The 15,905-nt window shown below is 40.9% G+C and carries 15 protein-coding genes and 1 riboswitch; of the genes, 7 read left to right on the forward strand and 8 right to left on the reverse strand.

What is annotated here, in order from left to right; all coding sequences use genetic code 11:
- The first annotated feature begins 6 nt into the window (after positions 1-6).
- The 6 genes from ribD (at position 7) to ftsW (ending at position 6,652) form a co-directional block, all read left to right on the forward strand.
- Positions 7-1,119 carry a bifunctional diaminohydroxyphosphoribosylaminopyrimidine deaminase/5-amino-6-(5-phosphoribosylamino)uracil reductase RibD gene (ribD, locus tag ACQ7EO_RS01100; RefSeq protein ID WP_004816555.1) on the forward strand — a complete coding sequence of 371 codons (1,113 nt, stop codon included), beginning with the start codon at positions 7-9 and terminating at the stop codon, positions 1,117-1,119.
- Complete coding sequence (locus ACQ7EO_RS01105; RefSeq protein WP_004725289.1) at positions 1,116-2,420, forward strand: DNA adenine methylase; 1,305 nt, start codon at positions 1,116-1,118, stop codon at positions 2,418-2,420. Before ribD ends, ACQ7EO_RS01105 begins: the two co-directional genes overlap by 4 nt.
- 92 nt (positions 2,421-2,512) lie before the next feature.
- Entirely contained in the window at positions 2,513-3,172 is a 660-nt protein-coding gene (locus ACQ7EO_RS01110) for a riboflavin synthase (RefSeq protein WP_096735324.1), read from the forward strand.
- Positions 3,173-3,281: 109 nt separating this feature from the next.
- The gene (locus tag ACQ7EO_RS01115; RefSeq protein ID WP_004725292.1) at positions 3,282-3,827 is read left to right on the forward strand and encodes a VTT domain-containing protein; all 546 of its coding nucleotides are present in this window, start codon (positions 3,282-3,284) and stop codon (positions 3,825-3,827) included.
- 259 nt (positions 3,828-4,086) lie between these two features.
- Positions 4,087-5,433, forward strand: a complete 1,347-nt coding sequence (gene murD, locus ACQ7EO_RS01120) for a UDP-N-acetylmuramoyl-L-alanine--D-glutamate ligase (RefSeq protein ID WP_434278721.1) — start codon at positions 4,087-4,089, stop codon at positions 5,431-5,433.
- 22 nt (positions 5,434-5,455) lie between these two features.
- Positions 5,456-6,652 carry a putative lipid II flippase FtsW gene (gene ftsW, locus ACQ7EO_RS01125; RefSeq protein ID WP_004725295.1) on the forward strand — a complete coding sequence of 399 codons (1,197 nt, stop codon included), beginning with the start codon at positions 5,456-5,458 and terminating at the stop codon, positions 6,650-6,652.
- A 61-nt stretch (positions 6,653-6,713) separates the two neighbouring features.
- Here ftsW and ACQ7EO_RS01130 read toward each other — a convergent pair whose 3' ends face one another.
- The 8 genes from ACQ7EO_RS01130 to ACQ7EO_RS01165 form a co-directional block, all read right to left on the reverse strand.
- Positions 6,714-7,139, reverse strand: coding sequence for a hypothetical protein (locus tag ACQ7EO_RS01130; RefSeq protein ID WP_434278722.1), 426 nt, complete (start codon positions 7,137-7,139; stop codon positions 6,714-6,716).
- A gap of 55 nt (positions 7,140-7,194) precedes the next feature.
- Positions 7,195-8,109 carry a tRNA glutamyl-Q(34) synthetase GluQRS gene (gene gluQRS / locus ACQ7EO_RS01135; RefSeq protein ID WP_434278723.1) on the reverse strand — a complete coding sequence of 305 codons (915 nt, stop codon included), beginning with the start codon at positions 8,107-8,109 and terminating at the stop codon, positions 7,195-7,197.
- Positions 8,110-8,113: 4 nt separating this feature from the next.
- Positions 8,114-8,641, reverse strand: a complete 528-nt coding sequence (gene dksA / locus ACQ7EO_RS01140; RefSeq protein WP_004725300.1) for an RNA polymerase-binding protein DksA — start codon at positions 8,639-8,641, stop codon at positions 8,114-8,116.
- Positions 8,642-8,849: 208 nt separating this feature from the next.
- Positions 8,850-9,659: a 3',5'-cyclic-AMP phosphodiesterase gene (gene cpdA / locus ACQ7EO_RS01145; RefSeq protein WP_262782661.1), complete on the reverse strand. Its 810-nt coding sequence runs from the start codon at positions 9,657-9,659 to the stop codon at positions 8,850-8,852.
- Between the two features lie 9 nt (positions 9,660-9,668).
- Positions 9,669-10,289, reverse strand: coding sequence for an NUDIX domain-containing protein (locus ACQ7EO_RS01150; RefSeq protein ID WP_004816566.1), 621 nt, complete (start codon positions 10,287-10,289; stop codon positions 9,669-9,671).
- A gap of 75 nt (positions 10,290-10,364) precedes the next feature.
- Positions 10,365-12,260: a phosphomethylpyrimidine synthase ThiC gene (gene thiC, locus ACQ7EO_RS01155; RefSeq protein ID WP_239044731.1), complete on the reverse strand. Its 1,896-nt coding sequence runs from the start codon at positions 12,258-12,260 to the stop codon at positions 10,365-10,367.
- A gap of 135 nt (positions 12,261-12,395) precedes the next feature.
- Positions 12,396-12,529: riboswitch (TPP riboswitch) on the reverse strand.
- 53 nt (positions 12,530-12,582) lie between these two features.
- Positions 12,583-13,635, reverse strand: coding sequence for a hypothetical protein (locus ACQ7EO_RS01160; protein WP_244014325.1), 1,053 nt, complete (start codon positions 13,633-13,635; stop codon positions 12,583-12,585).
- Between the two features lie 65 nt (positions 13,636-13,700).
- The gene (locus ACQ7EO_RS01165; RefSeq protein ID WP_209827807.1) at positions 13,701-14,906 is read right to left on the reverse strand and encodes a hypothetical protein; all 1,206 of its coding nucleotides are present in this window, start codon (positions 14,904-14,906) and stop codon (positions 13,701-13,703) included.
- A 262-nt stretch (positions 14,907-15,168) separates the two neighbouring features.
- Here ACQ7EO_RS01165 and phoU point away from each other — a divergent pair, with 262 nt between their 5' ends.
- Positions 15,169-15,891: a phosphate signaling complex protein PhoU gene (gene phoU, locus ACQ7EO_RS01170; protein WP_004725313.1), complete on the forward strand. Its 723-nt coding sequence runs from the start codon at positions 15,169-15,171 to the stop codon at positions 15,889-15,891.
- Positions 15,892-15,905 lie beyond the last annotated feature (14 nt).

Genomic DNA, 15,905 nt, shown 5'->3' on the forward strand with positions numbered 1-15,905 from the left:
AATTTTATGTCTGAGTTTGATTCAAATTCTAAACCCGAAGATTATGTCAACATAGATCAGGTTTGGATGCAGAAAGCAATTGAGCTCGCGAAGCTTGGACAATATTCCACACGACCAAACCCGAACGTCGGTTGTGTCATTGTAAAAGATGGGCAATGGGTGGGAGAGGGTTTTCATCCTAGAGCTGGTCAGCCACACGCCGAAGTTTTTGCCATGCGTCAAGCAGGCGAGTCTGCCAAGGGCGCAACCGCTTATGTCACTTTGGAACCTTGTGCGCATTATGGCCGTACACCGCCTTGTGCCAAAGGCTTGGTTGAAGCAGGTGTCAGCAAAGTTGTTGTTGCATGTGCTGATCCAAATCCTTTGGTGGCGGGAAAAGGCGTGGATATTTTACGTCAGGCAGGGATTGAGGTTGAAACAGGGGTTTGTGAGCAACAAGCGGCACAACTCAATCAAGGTTTTTTAAAAGCAATGGCAACGGGTGTGCCTTATGTACGGTTAAAGGTTGCGTCAAGTTTAGATGGCCGTACGGCAATGGCGTCTGGTGAGTCTAAATGGATCACTGGGGCTGAATCACGTCAAGATGTTCAGCATTGGCGGGCCATTTCAGGCGCAGTGATTACTGGGATTGATACCATTTTGGCAGATGACCCTCAATTAAATGTGCGTTCATTGGGCGATATTGATATTGCAACGATTGTCCAACCTAAGCGGGTGATTTTAGACCGACAAGGGCGCTTGCCACTCAATGCTCAAATTCTTAGCGCGCCTGAAACAGTGATGGTCATGGGACCATTTCGTCAAGAACTTGCCAAGCTGGGCGTGGTACAATTAGAAGTTCAATCTTTAAAAGATTTGCTTACGACTTTAAAAGATTTCCAAATTTACGATGTGTTGGTTGAAGCAGGTGCGACATTATCTACTGCATTTTTGCAGGAAAAGCTGGTGGATGAATTAATCAGTTATGTTGCGCCAACCTTTTTAGGACAATCAGCACGTGCCATGTTCAATGCCGAATTTGAAACGATGGCACAACAATTACGTTTTAAGTTACAAGATGTTCATCAGTTTGGTGATGACATTCGCTTAAGACTTATCCCTTCACAAGAGTCAGTATGAATCCAGAGTCAACATCATCGGTTTACCATAAACGTCGTCATGCTGCGCGTACAACAGATGAATATCTTTTTCATCAGTTGGTTCCCTATCTGGGAAACAAACGTCGTTTGTTGCATCTGATTCTTGAAGCGCTTGAAATCACAGGTACTTTGAATCCTAAGGGTAAACGTGCCCCGATTTTTGCCGATTTTTTTGCCGGTAGTGGGGTGGTTTCACGTTTAGCACGTCAAAATGGCTATCGGGTGATTGCCAATGACTGGGAACCGTATAGTCATGCATTAAATCATGCCATTTTGGCATGCACAGATGCACCAGCATTTAAAGAATTGGGTGGGTATCAAAAAGCCATCGATTATTTAAACCGTTTACCTGAAGTGAAAGGATGGGTTACGCATAACCTTTGTCCGCGGAATGATGAAATTTATGACCCCGCACGAGACCGTTTGTTTTTTAAACGCCGTAATGGGATGCGTATAGATGCAATTCGCCAGCAAATTGCCACTTGGCAAGCACAGGGTGCAATTGATGATGTAGAAATGAGTGCCTTATTGGCACCTTTGCTCTATTCAGCAAGTTTTGTCAGTAATACCAGTGGTGTATTTAAAAGCTTCCATCATGGTTGGGGTGGTAAGACTCAAACTGCGCTGGAACGGATTGAGTCGTTATTGTGGCTTACCCCCAGCCGCTTTAGTGAAGTTGGGCAGAATAAACAGAAAACCCCAATGGCAGAAGTGTGGTGTGTTGATGCACAACACTTGGCAAATCAAATGAGTGGTTTTGAAGTCGATGTGGCCTATTTAGATCCACCGTATAACCAACATGCTTATAGTAGTAATTATCATGTACTTAACTCGCTAACACTGTGGGATCAAGTTGATTTACCGACACCGGATACCAAAGGTTTTAAAAGCGGGATTGACCGTGCATGGCGTAAAGAACGTCCTAGTCCTTATAATTCTTCTAAGCATGCACAAGAAGCTTATGAGAATTTGTTGGAAACCATTAATGCGCGCTATATTCTCACCAGTTACTCAACCGATGGAAATATTGAGGCCAAAGACTTATTGGCGGCCAATCTGAAACGTGGCAAAGTCACCTTATTGACTCAGGATGTGCCTCGTTATCGTGTTAGTAAACAGCGTCAGTCTGAACGTGCACGTGTGCTTGAGTTTATTGTGATCACCGATACCCATGCCAAGTCAGGACCACCATTGCGTCAGCTGTTGGGGCAACTTTATCATTTTGCGGAATTGGGTGGTGTGGATACTTCAGGTGTAAGTACACAACTGGCCTTATGGTAACAACTCGCCTTTACCATTAAAATATGGGGCGAGTGCAAAATAAACACGATTGAACTTCATCAGTTCCTCTCACTGCAGCAGTAGGTAGAATTATGTTCACAGGTATCATTGAAAGTTTGGGTAAAGTTGAGAGTTTACAAAATGTAGGCGGTGATGTGCGCTTACGTATTCAGACAGACTTGGATATGTCTGATGTACATTTGGGCGACTCTATTGCAACCAATGGCATCTGTTTAACTGTGATCGACTGGGGTGAAAACTGGTACGCTGCTGATGTATCCCGTGAAAGCTTAAATCGTTCGACTTTAGCAAGTTGGAAAGCGGGGCAAGCGGTCAATGTGGAAAAAGCAATGTTGCCGACAACACGCTTCGGTGGACATATCGTCAGTGGACATGTCGATGCTGTGGGTGAAATCACCGTAGTGCGTTCAGATGCTCGCTCACTGTATTTCGAAGTCACTGCACCTGTTGAAATTGCTAAATATTTGGCTGAAAAAGGGTCTGTGACTGTAGATGGAATTAGCCTCACCATCAATCATTTACGTGGAAATATCTTAAGTTTAAATTTAATTCCACACACTGCTGAACGGACCAATATTGCAACGTGGAAAGTGGGCTCTCAAGTCAATTTAGAAGTCGATGTATTGGCACGTTATATAGAAAGGTTGTTGCTTGGTGATAAAGCTGCTGAGCCAAAAGCAGAGTCTAAACTCAGTATGGAATTTCTGGCAGCCAATGGTTTTTTAAAGTAAATAAAAACCGAACCCGATTAAAAAAGCCTAATTTATTTAGGCCTTTTTAATATATACATGATTAAATTAGGCTAATATATCGTGAATTCTTTTGTAAGAGAGTTGAGTATTGCTTGAATTTTTATTGCATTTAGAACAATTATTGCCCACTTTTTTAGAAAATTACGGGCTGTGGATTTATGCCATTTTGTTTCTAATCATTTTTGCAGAAACTGGCTCAGTCTTTATGTTTTTTCTCCCAGGCGATAGTTTATTGATCGCTGTTGGTGCTTTATGTTCTACCGCTGAATCTGTGCATTTGCACTATATGGGTGTGTTGCTGATTATTGCTTCAATTTTGGGGTATATGGTGAACTATTATACGGGACGTGCGCTAGGTTTTAAGTTTTTCCACGCGCATTCACGTTGGTTTAAGCCTGAATATATTAAAAAGACCAACCATTATTTTGAAAAGCATGGTGGGAAAACCATTCTGGTTGCCCGTTTTGTACCTTTTGTTCGTTCTTTTGCTCCTTTTGCAGCGGGTGCAGGGCATATGAAAATGCCAGTATTCATGTTGTATAACATTTTAGGCGGATGGATTTGGATTGCGCTGTTGCTTGGTGCGGGTTATGGCGCGGGTAATTTATTATCCTTACTGCTCGATTCATTTTAATCAGATTCAATCCGTCATAAACCGCCCTGATGAATAAGCCGAATGCTGATCCTCAACATTCGGCTTATTTATATTGAGAATAGAATAAAACCATGAGTGGTTTTATTTAATAAATTAGCTGTATTTATTAAAATAATCTGCTGCTATTTTTACGCACTGACACAAAAAAATAGCCAGAAAGTGCAAACAGAAAAAGCTTTCAAATCGCCAAAGTGCTAACATTTTGCAAGTTTTAAAATCTTAATGCTGGTGAGCAAAAATGTTAATACAACGTGGTGGGTTAAAAGTTGTGGCTGGGCTTGGAATTTCAGGCGTTTCAGCCGTAAATTTTCTTCATGAAAATGGCTACCGTGTTGCAGTCACAGATTCTCGTGAAGTCCCACCAGGACATGAGCAAATTCCAGCAGCAGTTCAAACCAGCTTTGGCCAACTCGATCAAGATTTACTTTTACAAGCTGAAGAAATTGTCATTAGCCCGGGGTTAGATCCTCAGTTGCCAGCAATTCAAGCTGCGATTGCAAAAGATATTCCCGTCATCAGTGAAATTCAAATTCTCCGCCGTGCTACAGATAAACCGATTGTGGCGATTACTGGTTCAAATGCAAAAAGTACCGTGACCACTTTGATTGGTTTAATGGCACAAGACGCAGGGGTTAAGGTTGCGGTAGGGGGTAACTTGGGGCGTCCAGCTTTGGATTTAACCCATGATGATCCAGACGTTTATATCCTTGAACTTTCCAGCTTTCAATTGGAAGCAACCTCAAGTTTAAATGCAGAAGTGGCTGTGGTCTTGAACATGAGTGAAGATCACTTGGACCGTCATGGGGATATGGCAGGTTACCATGCGGCAAAACATCGTATTTTCCAAGGTGTGAAAAAAGTCGTATATAACCGTGACGATTCATTGACGCGTCCATTGGTGCCAGATGTCACACCAATGCAAAGCTTTGGGCTCAATGCACCTGATTTAAAACAATACGGTATTCTAAGAGAAGATAACGGTACGATTTGGTTGGCGCGAGGTCGTGAGCGTTTACTTAAAAGTTCAGAGATGTATATCCAAGGAACGCATAATGTTGCCAATGCTTTGGCATGTTTAGCTTTGGGTGAAGCGATTGGTTTACCAATGGACAAAATGCTTGAAACCTTAAAAACCTTTAAAGGTTTAGAGCACCGTTGCGAATTCGTTAAAGAAGTGAATGGCGTTCGTTATTATAATGATTCTAAAGGCACCAATATCGGTGCAACTTTAGCAGCATTGGACGGCTTAGGTGCTGCAATTGAAGCTCAAGGTGGTCAGGTTGCAATTATTTTGGGTGGTCAGGGCAAAGGGCAGGACTTTACTGCACTACGTGAGTCTCTGCAAAAATATGCCAAAGTTGCGGTACTGATGGGTGAAGATCGCGCAATCATTGAAAATGCCATTGCAGGGACAACAACGCTGCTACATGCAGCATCTTTGCAACAAGCTGTAGAACTTTGTCAACAACATACGCATGCGCAAGATGTAGTGCTATTATCACCTGCATGTGCAAGCTTTGATATGTTTACAGGCTATCCTGAGCGTGGTCATCGCTTTGTTGAATATGTAAATGCTTTAAACTAAAAAGAATCATAAGGAAATAAGTATGGCTGGGTTAGCTCAGACGACTATAAGTAAGATTCACCAAGTGTATGATCGCTGGATGCCAAAATTGCCGGCAGAGATTACACCGCGTAATGTACTGATATTCTGCGTCATTTCATTGTTGTGTATTGGTACGGTGATGGTGGCTTCGGCTTCAATGCCTTATGCCGAACGAATGCATGAAAACGAATTTCACTATGTGATTCGTCATGCAATTTCGATCGTGGTGGCTTTTGTTGCGGCGGCAATTACCTATCGAGTTTCACTCAACCTTTGGTTTAAAAATACCTTTCCATTGTGGTTGATCACCATTGCTTTATTACTCGCCGTCTTGGTGGTGGGTACAGAGGTCAATGGTTCAACACGTTGGATTCGTGTAGGTGGATTTACCTTGCAGGCAACCGAAGTCGCCAAGGTGATGATGGCCATATTTACCGCAGACTATGTGGTTCGTCGTGCTGAAGAAGTCCGTAATAATATTAAGGGCTTGGTACGTCTAGGTGTGGTGATGTTGCTGACGGTCGGACTGATTATTGCAGAGCCTGACTTAGGGGCAACAGTGGTAATTGCTGTTTCGATGCTGGGTGTGTTCTTCTTGGCTGGTGCACCCATGATCCAGTTCGGCTTTGCATTTGGTGCGATTCTGGTGGCATTTGTATCCTTAATCGTGTTTGAACCATATCGCTATGAACGCTTAATGTCATTCTCAAACCCTTGGGCTGATCCGTTGGGCTCAGGTTATCAATTGTCGAATGCCTTGATGGCCTTTGGTCGTGGTGAATGGTTTGGGGTGGGCTTAGGGCATAGTATTCAAAAAATGTCTTATCTGCCTGAAGCACACACTGACTTTATGTTGGCAATTTTAGGTGAAGAATTCGGTTTTTTTGGTATTTCGACCGTTTTGCTACTCTCGTTTGTGATGTTGATTTGCTGTATTCGTATCGGTCAGCGTGCGCTCAATCATCAATATTTGCGCGCAGGTTACTTGGCTTACGGGATCAGTATTATTTTCTTATTACAGATTTTGGTGAATGCCGGTATGAATATGGGCATGTTACCGACCAAGGGGCTGACACTTCCATTTATTAGTTATGGCGGTTCATCTTTAATTATGTGTGCGGTGATGATCAGTTTAATTCTCAAAATTGATGCAACCACCAAGGATGCCAATCCAGCGCGAGAAGAGTCTAGTTTTTAATTTTTTATTGAACTTAAATAGACTAGCCATTTGATCACAAATGGCTTTTTTTATGGGTAATTTATTTTGGATTTTGCGTATTGCAATATTTTAATGCCGACTGGGTGGTCTTAAATTTTACCCAATCCCAAGTTTGATAACCGGACTCACTCAGTCCTAATACATCTATCGCTGTTGGGGAATAATAAAACGAAGTTTCCAATACACCATTGGCATAAATCTTGATCTGATGTTTTCTTGGGGTATTTGCAAATTTAAGTTTGATTGGGGTTTTGTGATCGACCTTGATGATTGCAGAGCGATCAACTTGAACTGAATAAGTTGGTAATGGTTTACCCCATTGTTCACGTGGTGCGCCACTCATTTCATCAACAACAGCAGTTTTAGAAATCGGGGAAATACATAAAATTGCCATTTGCGCATAGACCTGTGTAAGGCCCATGAGCATGAGAAAACTCAGCGTTATTAGATTTTTTAAAAGGTTCATCTCAATCCTGAATGATGTTGGTATTCTTATGTTGGTATTGTTGTTTAATCTGGGATTACTGATAAATGGATTGTAGTGTTGTCCCGTGAGGAATGCGAGAGATATCCCATTGAGCGACAGCTTGAGCCAACATGAGATCTGGCTGATCTAGGTCTACTGGAGCTTGTCCAAGTGCTATAATCGCTTGTAACAGCAATTCAGGTGCATGTTTGAGATCAAGCGCTTGCGCTAGGTTTTGTTTAGAGAGTTTCTGCCCCAAATGATTCATGGCGAGGGGTAAGTGCATATATTCAAGAACGGGATAACCCAAAAGCTGCCCTAGCCAAATTTGACGTTCAGTATTATCCAATAAATCCGCACCACGCACGACATGGCTGATTTCTTGTAAATAATCATCGACAACGACTGCCAGTTGGTAATTGATAATGCCATCACGACGCTTTAGTACAAAGTCACCTAAATCGTATTGTAGGTTCGCGCAATGTTGTCCTTGTAAGCGGTCATTGAAACAAATGTTTTGATCAGAAACTTTTACACGAATGGCTTGGTCTTGAAAGTCGAGCTGTTTGTCTCGGCAGGTGCCAGCATAGATATGATTTGAGCCTAATATTTTACGGGTACATTCACAGGCATAAACACAATGTTTTTGTTTGAGTTGTTCGATTACAGATTGATAAATGTCTAAGCGATGTCGTTGATAAATGATTTCATCATCAGATTGGAAGCCAAAAGCATCTAGGCACTTTAAAATATGCTGTTCACTATCTGGGTAAATACGAGGGATATCCGTGTCTTCGATACGGACGATCCATTGCCCATGATGCGCTTTCGCATCGCAATAGCTCGCGACAGCGGTCACTAAGGAACCAAAATGTAACGGCCCTGTGGGGGAGGGTGCAAACCGACCTTTGTATACGGTACTCTTCCTCCCTCCCTTTGGAAAAGAGAGGGTTGGGGAGGAATTTGACACAGTATTAACCGTTATTTTGCTTCTCTTTGATCTCTGCAAGGGTTTTACAGTCGATACATAAAGTTGCAGTTGGTCGTGCTTCTAAACGGCGTAAACCAATTTCGATACCGCAAGTTTCACAGAAACCATAGTCATCATTTTTAATCGCTTCAATAGATTGCTCTATTTTACGAATAAGTTTACGTTCACGGTCACGGGTACGTAATTCAATGGCAAACTCTTCTTCTTGCGTCGCACGGTCATTTACATCAGGTAAAGAAGAAGATTCATCTTGCATTGTATTTAGGGTGCGATCCACTTCCGACATCAATTCTGCTTTCCATGCCAGCAAAATTTTACGAAAATGTTCGAGTTGCCCCTCAGACATGTATTCTTCATTTTTCTTTGGCTGATAAGGCTCGATACCGAATAGACTTGCTGTAGTACCGTTTTCATTGGTCTTCGGCTTGGTTTTACGCACTCGCTTTACAGACTTATCATCTGCAATTGCTGTTTGTTCTTCCAAGACTTGATTTTGGTTGTCATTCGCCATAAAGGGCATTCCTCATCATATACGTATTATCTATACGCAAAAAATATGGTGATATGCAAGTATTTTTATCACTACCAACAGAATGAATCTATCGGGGGCGTCATCATATAGATTTTTTTACCAAGATGAAAGTCACCTAACCCTGAATTCGACTTTCTGCATATCTCGTTGGACGAATAACTTAATAGAAAAAAACCAAAATGAAAAGCTAGTAACCTGAAATTTCTTCATTAATTGTAACTTTGAAGTGATCCAAGCGGTGTACAGAGGTCTCAAATTCACCATTGGCTTTTAAATGTAAGCAACGGTAACCAGGCGCAATCGGATCAAATGAAAACTCTTGGCTGAGGGGTTTAAATTGTACACACGTGGCAGGAGTAGAAATAAACTGTATTCCATTCCACACATTATAGGATTCTTGATGAACATGCCCATGTAACACGGCTTTGATGTTATCAAAGGGTTCGAGTACGGCTTTTAATTCATCGGCATTTTTGAGCTTATGTTGATCGAGCCATTTGGAATGCATATCAAAAGGATTGTGATGACAGGCGATAAGGATAAATTTGTCACGCAATTGTTCCAATAGCCGTTTTAGATGGACCAATTGTTCCGTTTGAATGTTTCCATCGGTACGTCCACCCACAGCACTATTCAACAAAATGATACGCCATTGATCTAACTCAATCACTGCTGGAATAGGTTCTGGCGAATGGAACGGGAACAAGTTTATATTGTCGTGATTTCCCGGAATTTGGTAAAAATCGACACCAAAACGCTGCATATATTCTAAATAGCGCGCATAAGTTTCTGGAAATGCAGCTTGAGCCAAATCACCAGTATGTAAAATCAGATCGATATTTTTATAGCGTTGCTGAATATCATCCATGACGGCATGAAAGCTTTCTTCAGGATTAATCCCGACAAACTCTGCATCAGGTTTATCCATCAGGTGTGTATCTGTGATTTGGATAATCACTCTATCTTTATCTGTTTGCGGCAATATCTCTGATTGCATGCCTTTCCCCTAGACATCTTCAAATGCATGCAAGTGCTGTTGTAGCCATTGCAAAGCCATAATCACAGGTGCATTTTTTAAACGATTACTTTTTAATAATAGACTCAGATCTGAATAATCAATGATATGAAGTTGGATATTTTCACCTTCATCTGGCATACCAAACACACCACCTTCAGCAGGTAATGCGGCTTGCGCTACATAGAGATGAAAGATTTCATCACATGCGCCAGCAGATGGATAGAAGCTAAACAGGTGTTTGATTTGGTTTAATTCACATCCAGATTCTTCGATGCTTTCCCGTCGAATACAACTTTCTGGAGATTCATCTCCATCAAGTACGCCTGCAATGATTTCGAGTTGCCAAGGTGAAATTTCATCATCAATTGCCCCTACACGAAACTGTTCAATCAATGCAAATTTTTGTTGTTGATCATTATAAATCAGTACACCAGCAGCTTCTTTACGGCGAATTAATTCACGTTGAATGGCTGAGGTATATTCAGTTTGATTAAATAATCGGTGTCGCAAGCTCACTTTTTCGACTTGAACAAAACCTTTAAAGGCATATTCACGAGATTGTATTTCTACATCATTATGGGTGTAGGTTGCTTGCTGAATGATGTTCATGTGCACAGTTAGGATGAAACATATTCACTTCATCCTAACTGAGAAATAGTGAAAGACAAAAGTTTTTTTTAATCTTTACACTTTATGGTACAACTTTTGCCCTTGTTCCTGATAAACGGATTTCATGGTTTTGAGACCATCTTCTATAAGCGTTTCGCTATTTACAGGGTGGGCTGCATTTTGTTGATTTTGTGCATAATCTCGCACGTTTTGGGTGATTTTCATCGAGCAGAACTTAGGTCCGCACATTGAACAGAAGTGCGCAGACTTATGTGCTTCTTTAGGCATAGTCTCATCATGCATCGATCTTGCAGTATCAGGATCTAAGCTGAGATTGAATTGATCTTCCCAACGGAACTCAAAGCGTGCCTTAGATAAAGCATTGTCACGAACTTGTGCGCCCGGATGACCTTTGGCTAAATCCGCTGCATGGGCTGCGATTTTATAGGTGATAATCCCGTCTTTAACATCTTTCTTATTGGGCAGACCCAAATGCTCTTTGGGAGTCACATAACACAACATTGCAGTGCCGTACCAACCAATCATCGCTGCACCAATTGCCGAGGTAATATGGTCATAGCCTGGAGCAATATCGGTGGTGAGCGGACCAAGGGTATAGAAAGGTGCTTCCTGACAAACTTCAAGTTGCAAGTCCATATTTTCTTTGACCATATGCATTGGCACATGGCCTGGTCCTTCGATCATGACCTGAACATCATGTTTCCATGCCCGATGGGTTAGTTCACCTAAAGTGCGTAATTCGGAAAATTGCGCTTCATCATTGGCATCCTGAATACAGCCCGGACGTAAACCATCGCCTAAGCTGAAAGACACATCATAGGCTTTCATGATTTCGCAGATTTCATCAAAATGCGTATAGAGGAAGTTTTCTTCATGATGCGCCAAACACCATTGCGCCATGATCGAACCACCGCGTGATACGATCCCTGTTAAACGATTGGCTGTCATCGGCACATAACGTAATAAGACCCCAGCGTGAATGGTGAAATAATCGACACCTTGTTCAGCTTGTTCAATCAGGGTGTCTTTAAAGATTTCCCATGTCAGGTCTTCAGCAACACCATCGACTTTCTCAAGTGCTTGATAAATTGGCACCGTACCAATTGGAACTGGTGAGTTGCGGATAATCCATTCACGGGTTTCATGGATATTTTTACCCGTCGATAAGTCCATGATAGTGTCAGCACCCCAACGGGTTGCCCAAGTCATTTTCGATACTTCTTCATCGATTGATGAACCTAAAGCTGAGTTGCCAATATTGGCATTGATTTTTACCAAGAAATTACGCCCAATGATCATGGGTTCGCATTCAGGATGGTTAATATTGGCTGGAATAATGGCACGACCTTCAGCGACTTCTTTACGCACAAATTCAGGGGTAATCTCCATGAGGTTGTGTGCACCAAAATTTTGTCCTACATGTTGGCGCATATCGACACCTTCATGCTGGCGCTGATTTTCACGAATCGCAATGTATTCCATTTCAGGCGTGATGATGCCTTGTTTGGCATAATGCATTTGTGTGACATTGTTGCCTGTTTTCGCACGACGTGGTTTTTGAATATGGGCAAAACGGATTTCAGCAGTACGAATATCTTTTAGACGTTCTTGGCCAAATTTAGAGGTTAAGCTGGCTAAATGTTCAGTATCGGCACGTTCTTCAATCCAAGTTTCACGGACATTGGGTAAGCCTTTATTCAAATCAATGTGTACGTTGGGATCGGTATAAACACCTGAAGTATCGTAGACCATAATCGGTGGGTTTTTTTCACCCCCTAGGCCTGTTGGTGTATCCGTGAGTTCAATTTCACGCATCGGTACTTGAATATCTGGGCGTGAACCTTGAATATAAACTTTTTTAGATGCGGGTAAAATTCGAGTCAGATCTTTGGCTTCTTGCTCGTGTTGAGCCAATTGATCAGCTGGGGATAGATTCGTTAATTGGTTCATTACAATGATCCTTATGAATGACATCAACGAATCAAGCACGACCAAAAACGGTGGCAAATTTAGTCTATTTTATCTGCTAAATCCATCATCAGAATAAAGCGCTATTGCGAAAAAATAGATAAACTATGGGCTGTCAGTTTTTAGATGCTTGATTCCTACGCAGGTCTTAACCTGATCAGGTTCAACGGTACTTTAGTTTAAGTTTTGGCAAGGAGATGCAAAACTGACTAAATCTCAGCGAGGAATTACTCGCGCTCCGTCAAGCGATGTTTAAATCTTAGCATGTTCTCATTAAAAATATGCTGGCATGCCGATATCAATTTCAATTATTTTTTTGAGTCAGAATTTCCTCAACAGATTTTCTAATTTTTTGTTCAAATGCCTCACGTTGTGCTCGGATCTCTTGCTGTTCAGGTGAGTTATCTTCAGGATACTGTCTAGATGGTTTTGGCATTTGCTGCCAAAGCGTTTCACTTGCGTTGATTAAATTCACAAATTTCTGTGCAGTTTGGCTACTTGCAGTTTTACTTTTTGCAATTTTTTCAATCGCTTTGATTGCTTGTTCATCTGCAATTTTATCGTCATCGAACCAAAGCGTACGGGTGTTGTCGTCGCCTTGAAAAAGTGCACTACGGTATTGTTCAATGTTCTCTACGACTTGAGGTTTAAAATGGTTGTTGGGGTAGTCTTTATTAAATTTTTCCCAATATAACAGTCGATTGGCTACTTCATCAAAACTAATTGCTAGCCCTGCATCCATAATATAGTTAGCACCTGTATACTCTTTACGGATCTGTTTAAAGTAGACCTGATCTGATTTTTCTAAATAGGGTGCAAAAATATCCAGATCATATTGTGGATGCTGTACAAAGGTGTATTCACCTTCACCGATATAAAATTTTGCTAAATATAAGTCCTTTGCGTGATCAACTAAATATTTCTCACGCGGTTTTAACTTTTTATACAGTTCTTGTTTTTGTTGAGCTGTCATAGACTGACCATCTGCAAGTGTATCGGTCATATATTGAAAGACTTCAGGCGAGGCATCGGCGATGAGTTTTTGATAAATGTTTTCAATTTTTGCTTGCCATTGATAACGTGTTTTTAACGGTGCAGATGCGAGGCATTTTTTTAGTAATTGATTGAGGTCATTTAAATCTTCAACGATGACCGTTTTTTCTAATTTTTTGATGCTTGTATCTATCTCGTTACAGTCTTGTGGAAGTGCTGGTATTTCAGCTGTACTGGTCTGAGTCGCTTTAGAAGCTGCTTTAGTTGTCTCAATTGTTTGATTGTTCTCGTGCTTTTGGCAAGCGCTGAATAGGGTACACAGGCAGAGTGTTGTGAGTGATAGATGTTGTTTTAAAGCTTTCATAGTATGACTGTTGTTGTGTATTTTTGAATGTCACAAGGATAATAAAAATTGAGCTAAAATAACATCTAACTGTTAGAACAAATCGCATCACTAAAGCAATCTTTTTTAACATGCTTAAAGTCGATCGGGCTTAAATTTAGATATTGATTGAGCTGGGACAGCGCCAATAATTGAGGGATATTTTCCAGTTTAGTGCGTTCTTTTTCACTAATTTGAATTTTTTGCTGCCTTTGCTCTTTGCTCATCGCTAAAAAATGAACAAACTTCTTGGCCTGAGCTGAAAGCTCACCATCATTGGATTTTGCCAAGCGTTCAATCACCAACCAGCTGGCTGCATCGATATCAGTTTGATTTTCAAAACTGCTCGATATAGGTGCTTCTTCAGTGCCTAAAAACAATAAACTGCTATAGGCATTTTTTAAGAACTGCGCATCATGTAAAAAAGGGCTATTGGGATAAGTTTGCAGATATTCTTGCCAAAACTTAGCTCTTTTTGCAATTTCTTCAGCCTCAATATCGGGTTTATGGTTTTTAAAAAGCGGTTGGGTATTTTGTTGTGCAAGATTTTCGATAAAAACTTGTTCAGGTGCAGTCAGATATGGCGCGAAAACTTTTGCTAAATATTGCGGGCTTCTTCGATAGACAATTTTATCATCTGTTTGTTCGGTCAATTCGATATACGCTTGGCCTTTGTGACGTAATAAATATTGGTCACGCAGATTAAGTTGTTCAAATTTACTCTGTTGAATGGTCGGGTATGCAGCTTGATCTAAAGCATAGTTTTCAAATGCTTGTTGTTGTTCTGAAGTGCGCTCAATTTGTAAAAATTGTTGATACATACGTTTCGACTGATGCATCAATTCCATTTGTTCCGCAGGTTTCATCAAGGGCAAACACATACGAATATCTTGATTGACTTGTTCTATCGCAAGCGTGGTTCTTTTTGCATTGATTGCCAGCATCTCATTTTTGAGATTTTGGCAAATTTGGGTTAAATCAGGAATTGGATTTTCTTTTTGCGGCGCTTCTTTAGATTCTTTGACAATGTCGGTTGTGGGTTTTTGACACGCGATAACCACCATGCAACTCAAGATAACGAGTATGCCTGAAATGAGAAAATGAAGGATATTGCGAGGAAATTTCATTCGACCAGCATTTAAAAGAAGCTCAGTTTTGTTCGATGCCATTGTCGCTGAATCGAGGCTAAATAAATGAAATATTTTGTAGTTTTGTGATAATGAAACGTTACTTTTTGCAAGAAACTGAGTCATGTGTCTGATTTAAGATCTGCAAAAATTAACCTGAGTACAGCATCGTGAATTTGCGATAAATGGATGCTCACAGCAAAGTGACATATGTAAATTCAGCAAATTGTAGTAGTATCTTTACTCTAAATTGCTTTGATCAGAAGTGAAATGAGCGATATTGAGAAATTCATTTGAAAGAAAAATACTTGTCATAAAACATTCATAATGAATATGCTTTAATATTAACCCATAAAAATAGTTTTTGTTGCGTGTGGAGCATCTGACCTTGAGCCCAAGTAATCCTGTATTAAACCATCATATATCTTCTCAATTTAATGAGGACTTACAGGATGTGAATACCAAATTTATGACCATGGGCGGTTTGGTAGAACAACAAGTCGCAAATGCAGTGCATGCTTTATTGGATACCAATGCCAATATGGCGATTGATGTTCAATTTCAAGACAATACAGTCAATCGTTATGAACGAGAAATTGATGAAGCACTGACTTTGATTTTGGCACGTCGTCATCCAGCTGCAATCGACTTACGTATGGTGATTGCCATGAGTAAAGCCAATACCGATTTAGAACGTATTGGTGATGAAGCTGCAAAAATTGCCCGTATTGCACAGACTTTATGTGAAGAGGGTGAATCGCCGCGTGGCTATATGGAAACACGGCATATTGGCAATCAAGTGCGTGTCATGATTCATGATGCTTTAGATGCTTTTGCGCGTGTAGATGCAGAACAGGCATTAAAAGTTTTGTTGGCCGATGCCGATATTGACCGTGAATATCAATCCGCGACACGTACACTGATGACCTATATGATCGAAGATCCACGTCATATTAGTCGTGTCATCAATGTGATGTGGGTATTGCGTTCACTGGAGCGGATTGGTGACCATGCACGTAACATCTCAGAACAAGTGATTTATATGGCAAAAGGTTTTGATGCGCGACATACCAGTGTTGAAGAGATTGAACAAAAAGTTCAAGGTAAATAATTGAATTTAGAATA

The sequence above is a fragment of the Acinetobacter sp. CE-15 genome (genome assembly GCF_051059255.1).
Classification (GTDB): domain Bacteria; phylum Pseudomonadota; class Gammaproteobacteria; order Pseudomonadales; family Moraxellaceae; genus Acinetobacter; species Acinetobacter guillouiae.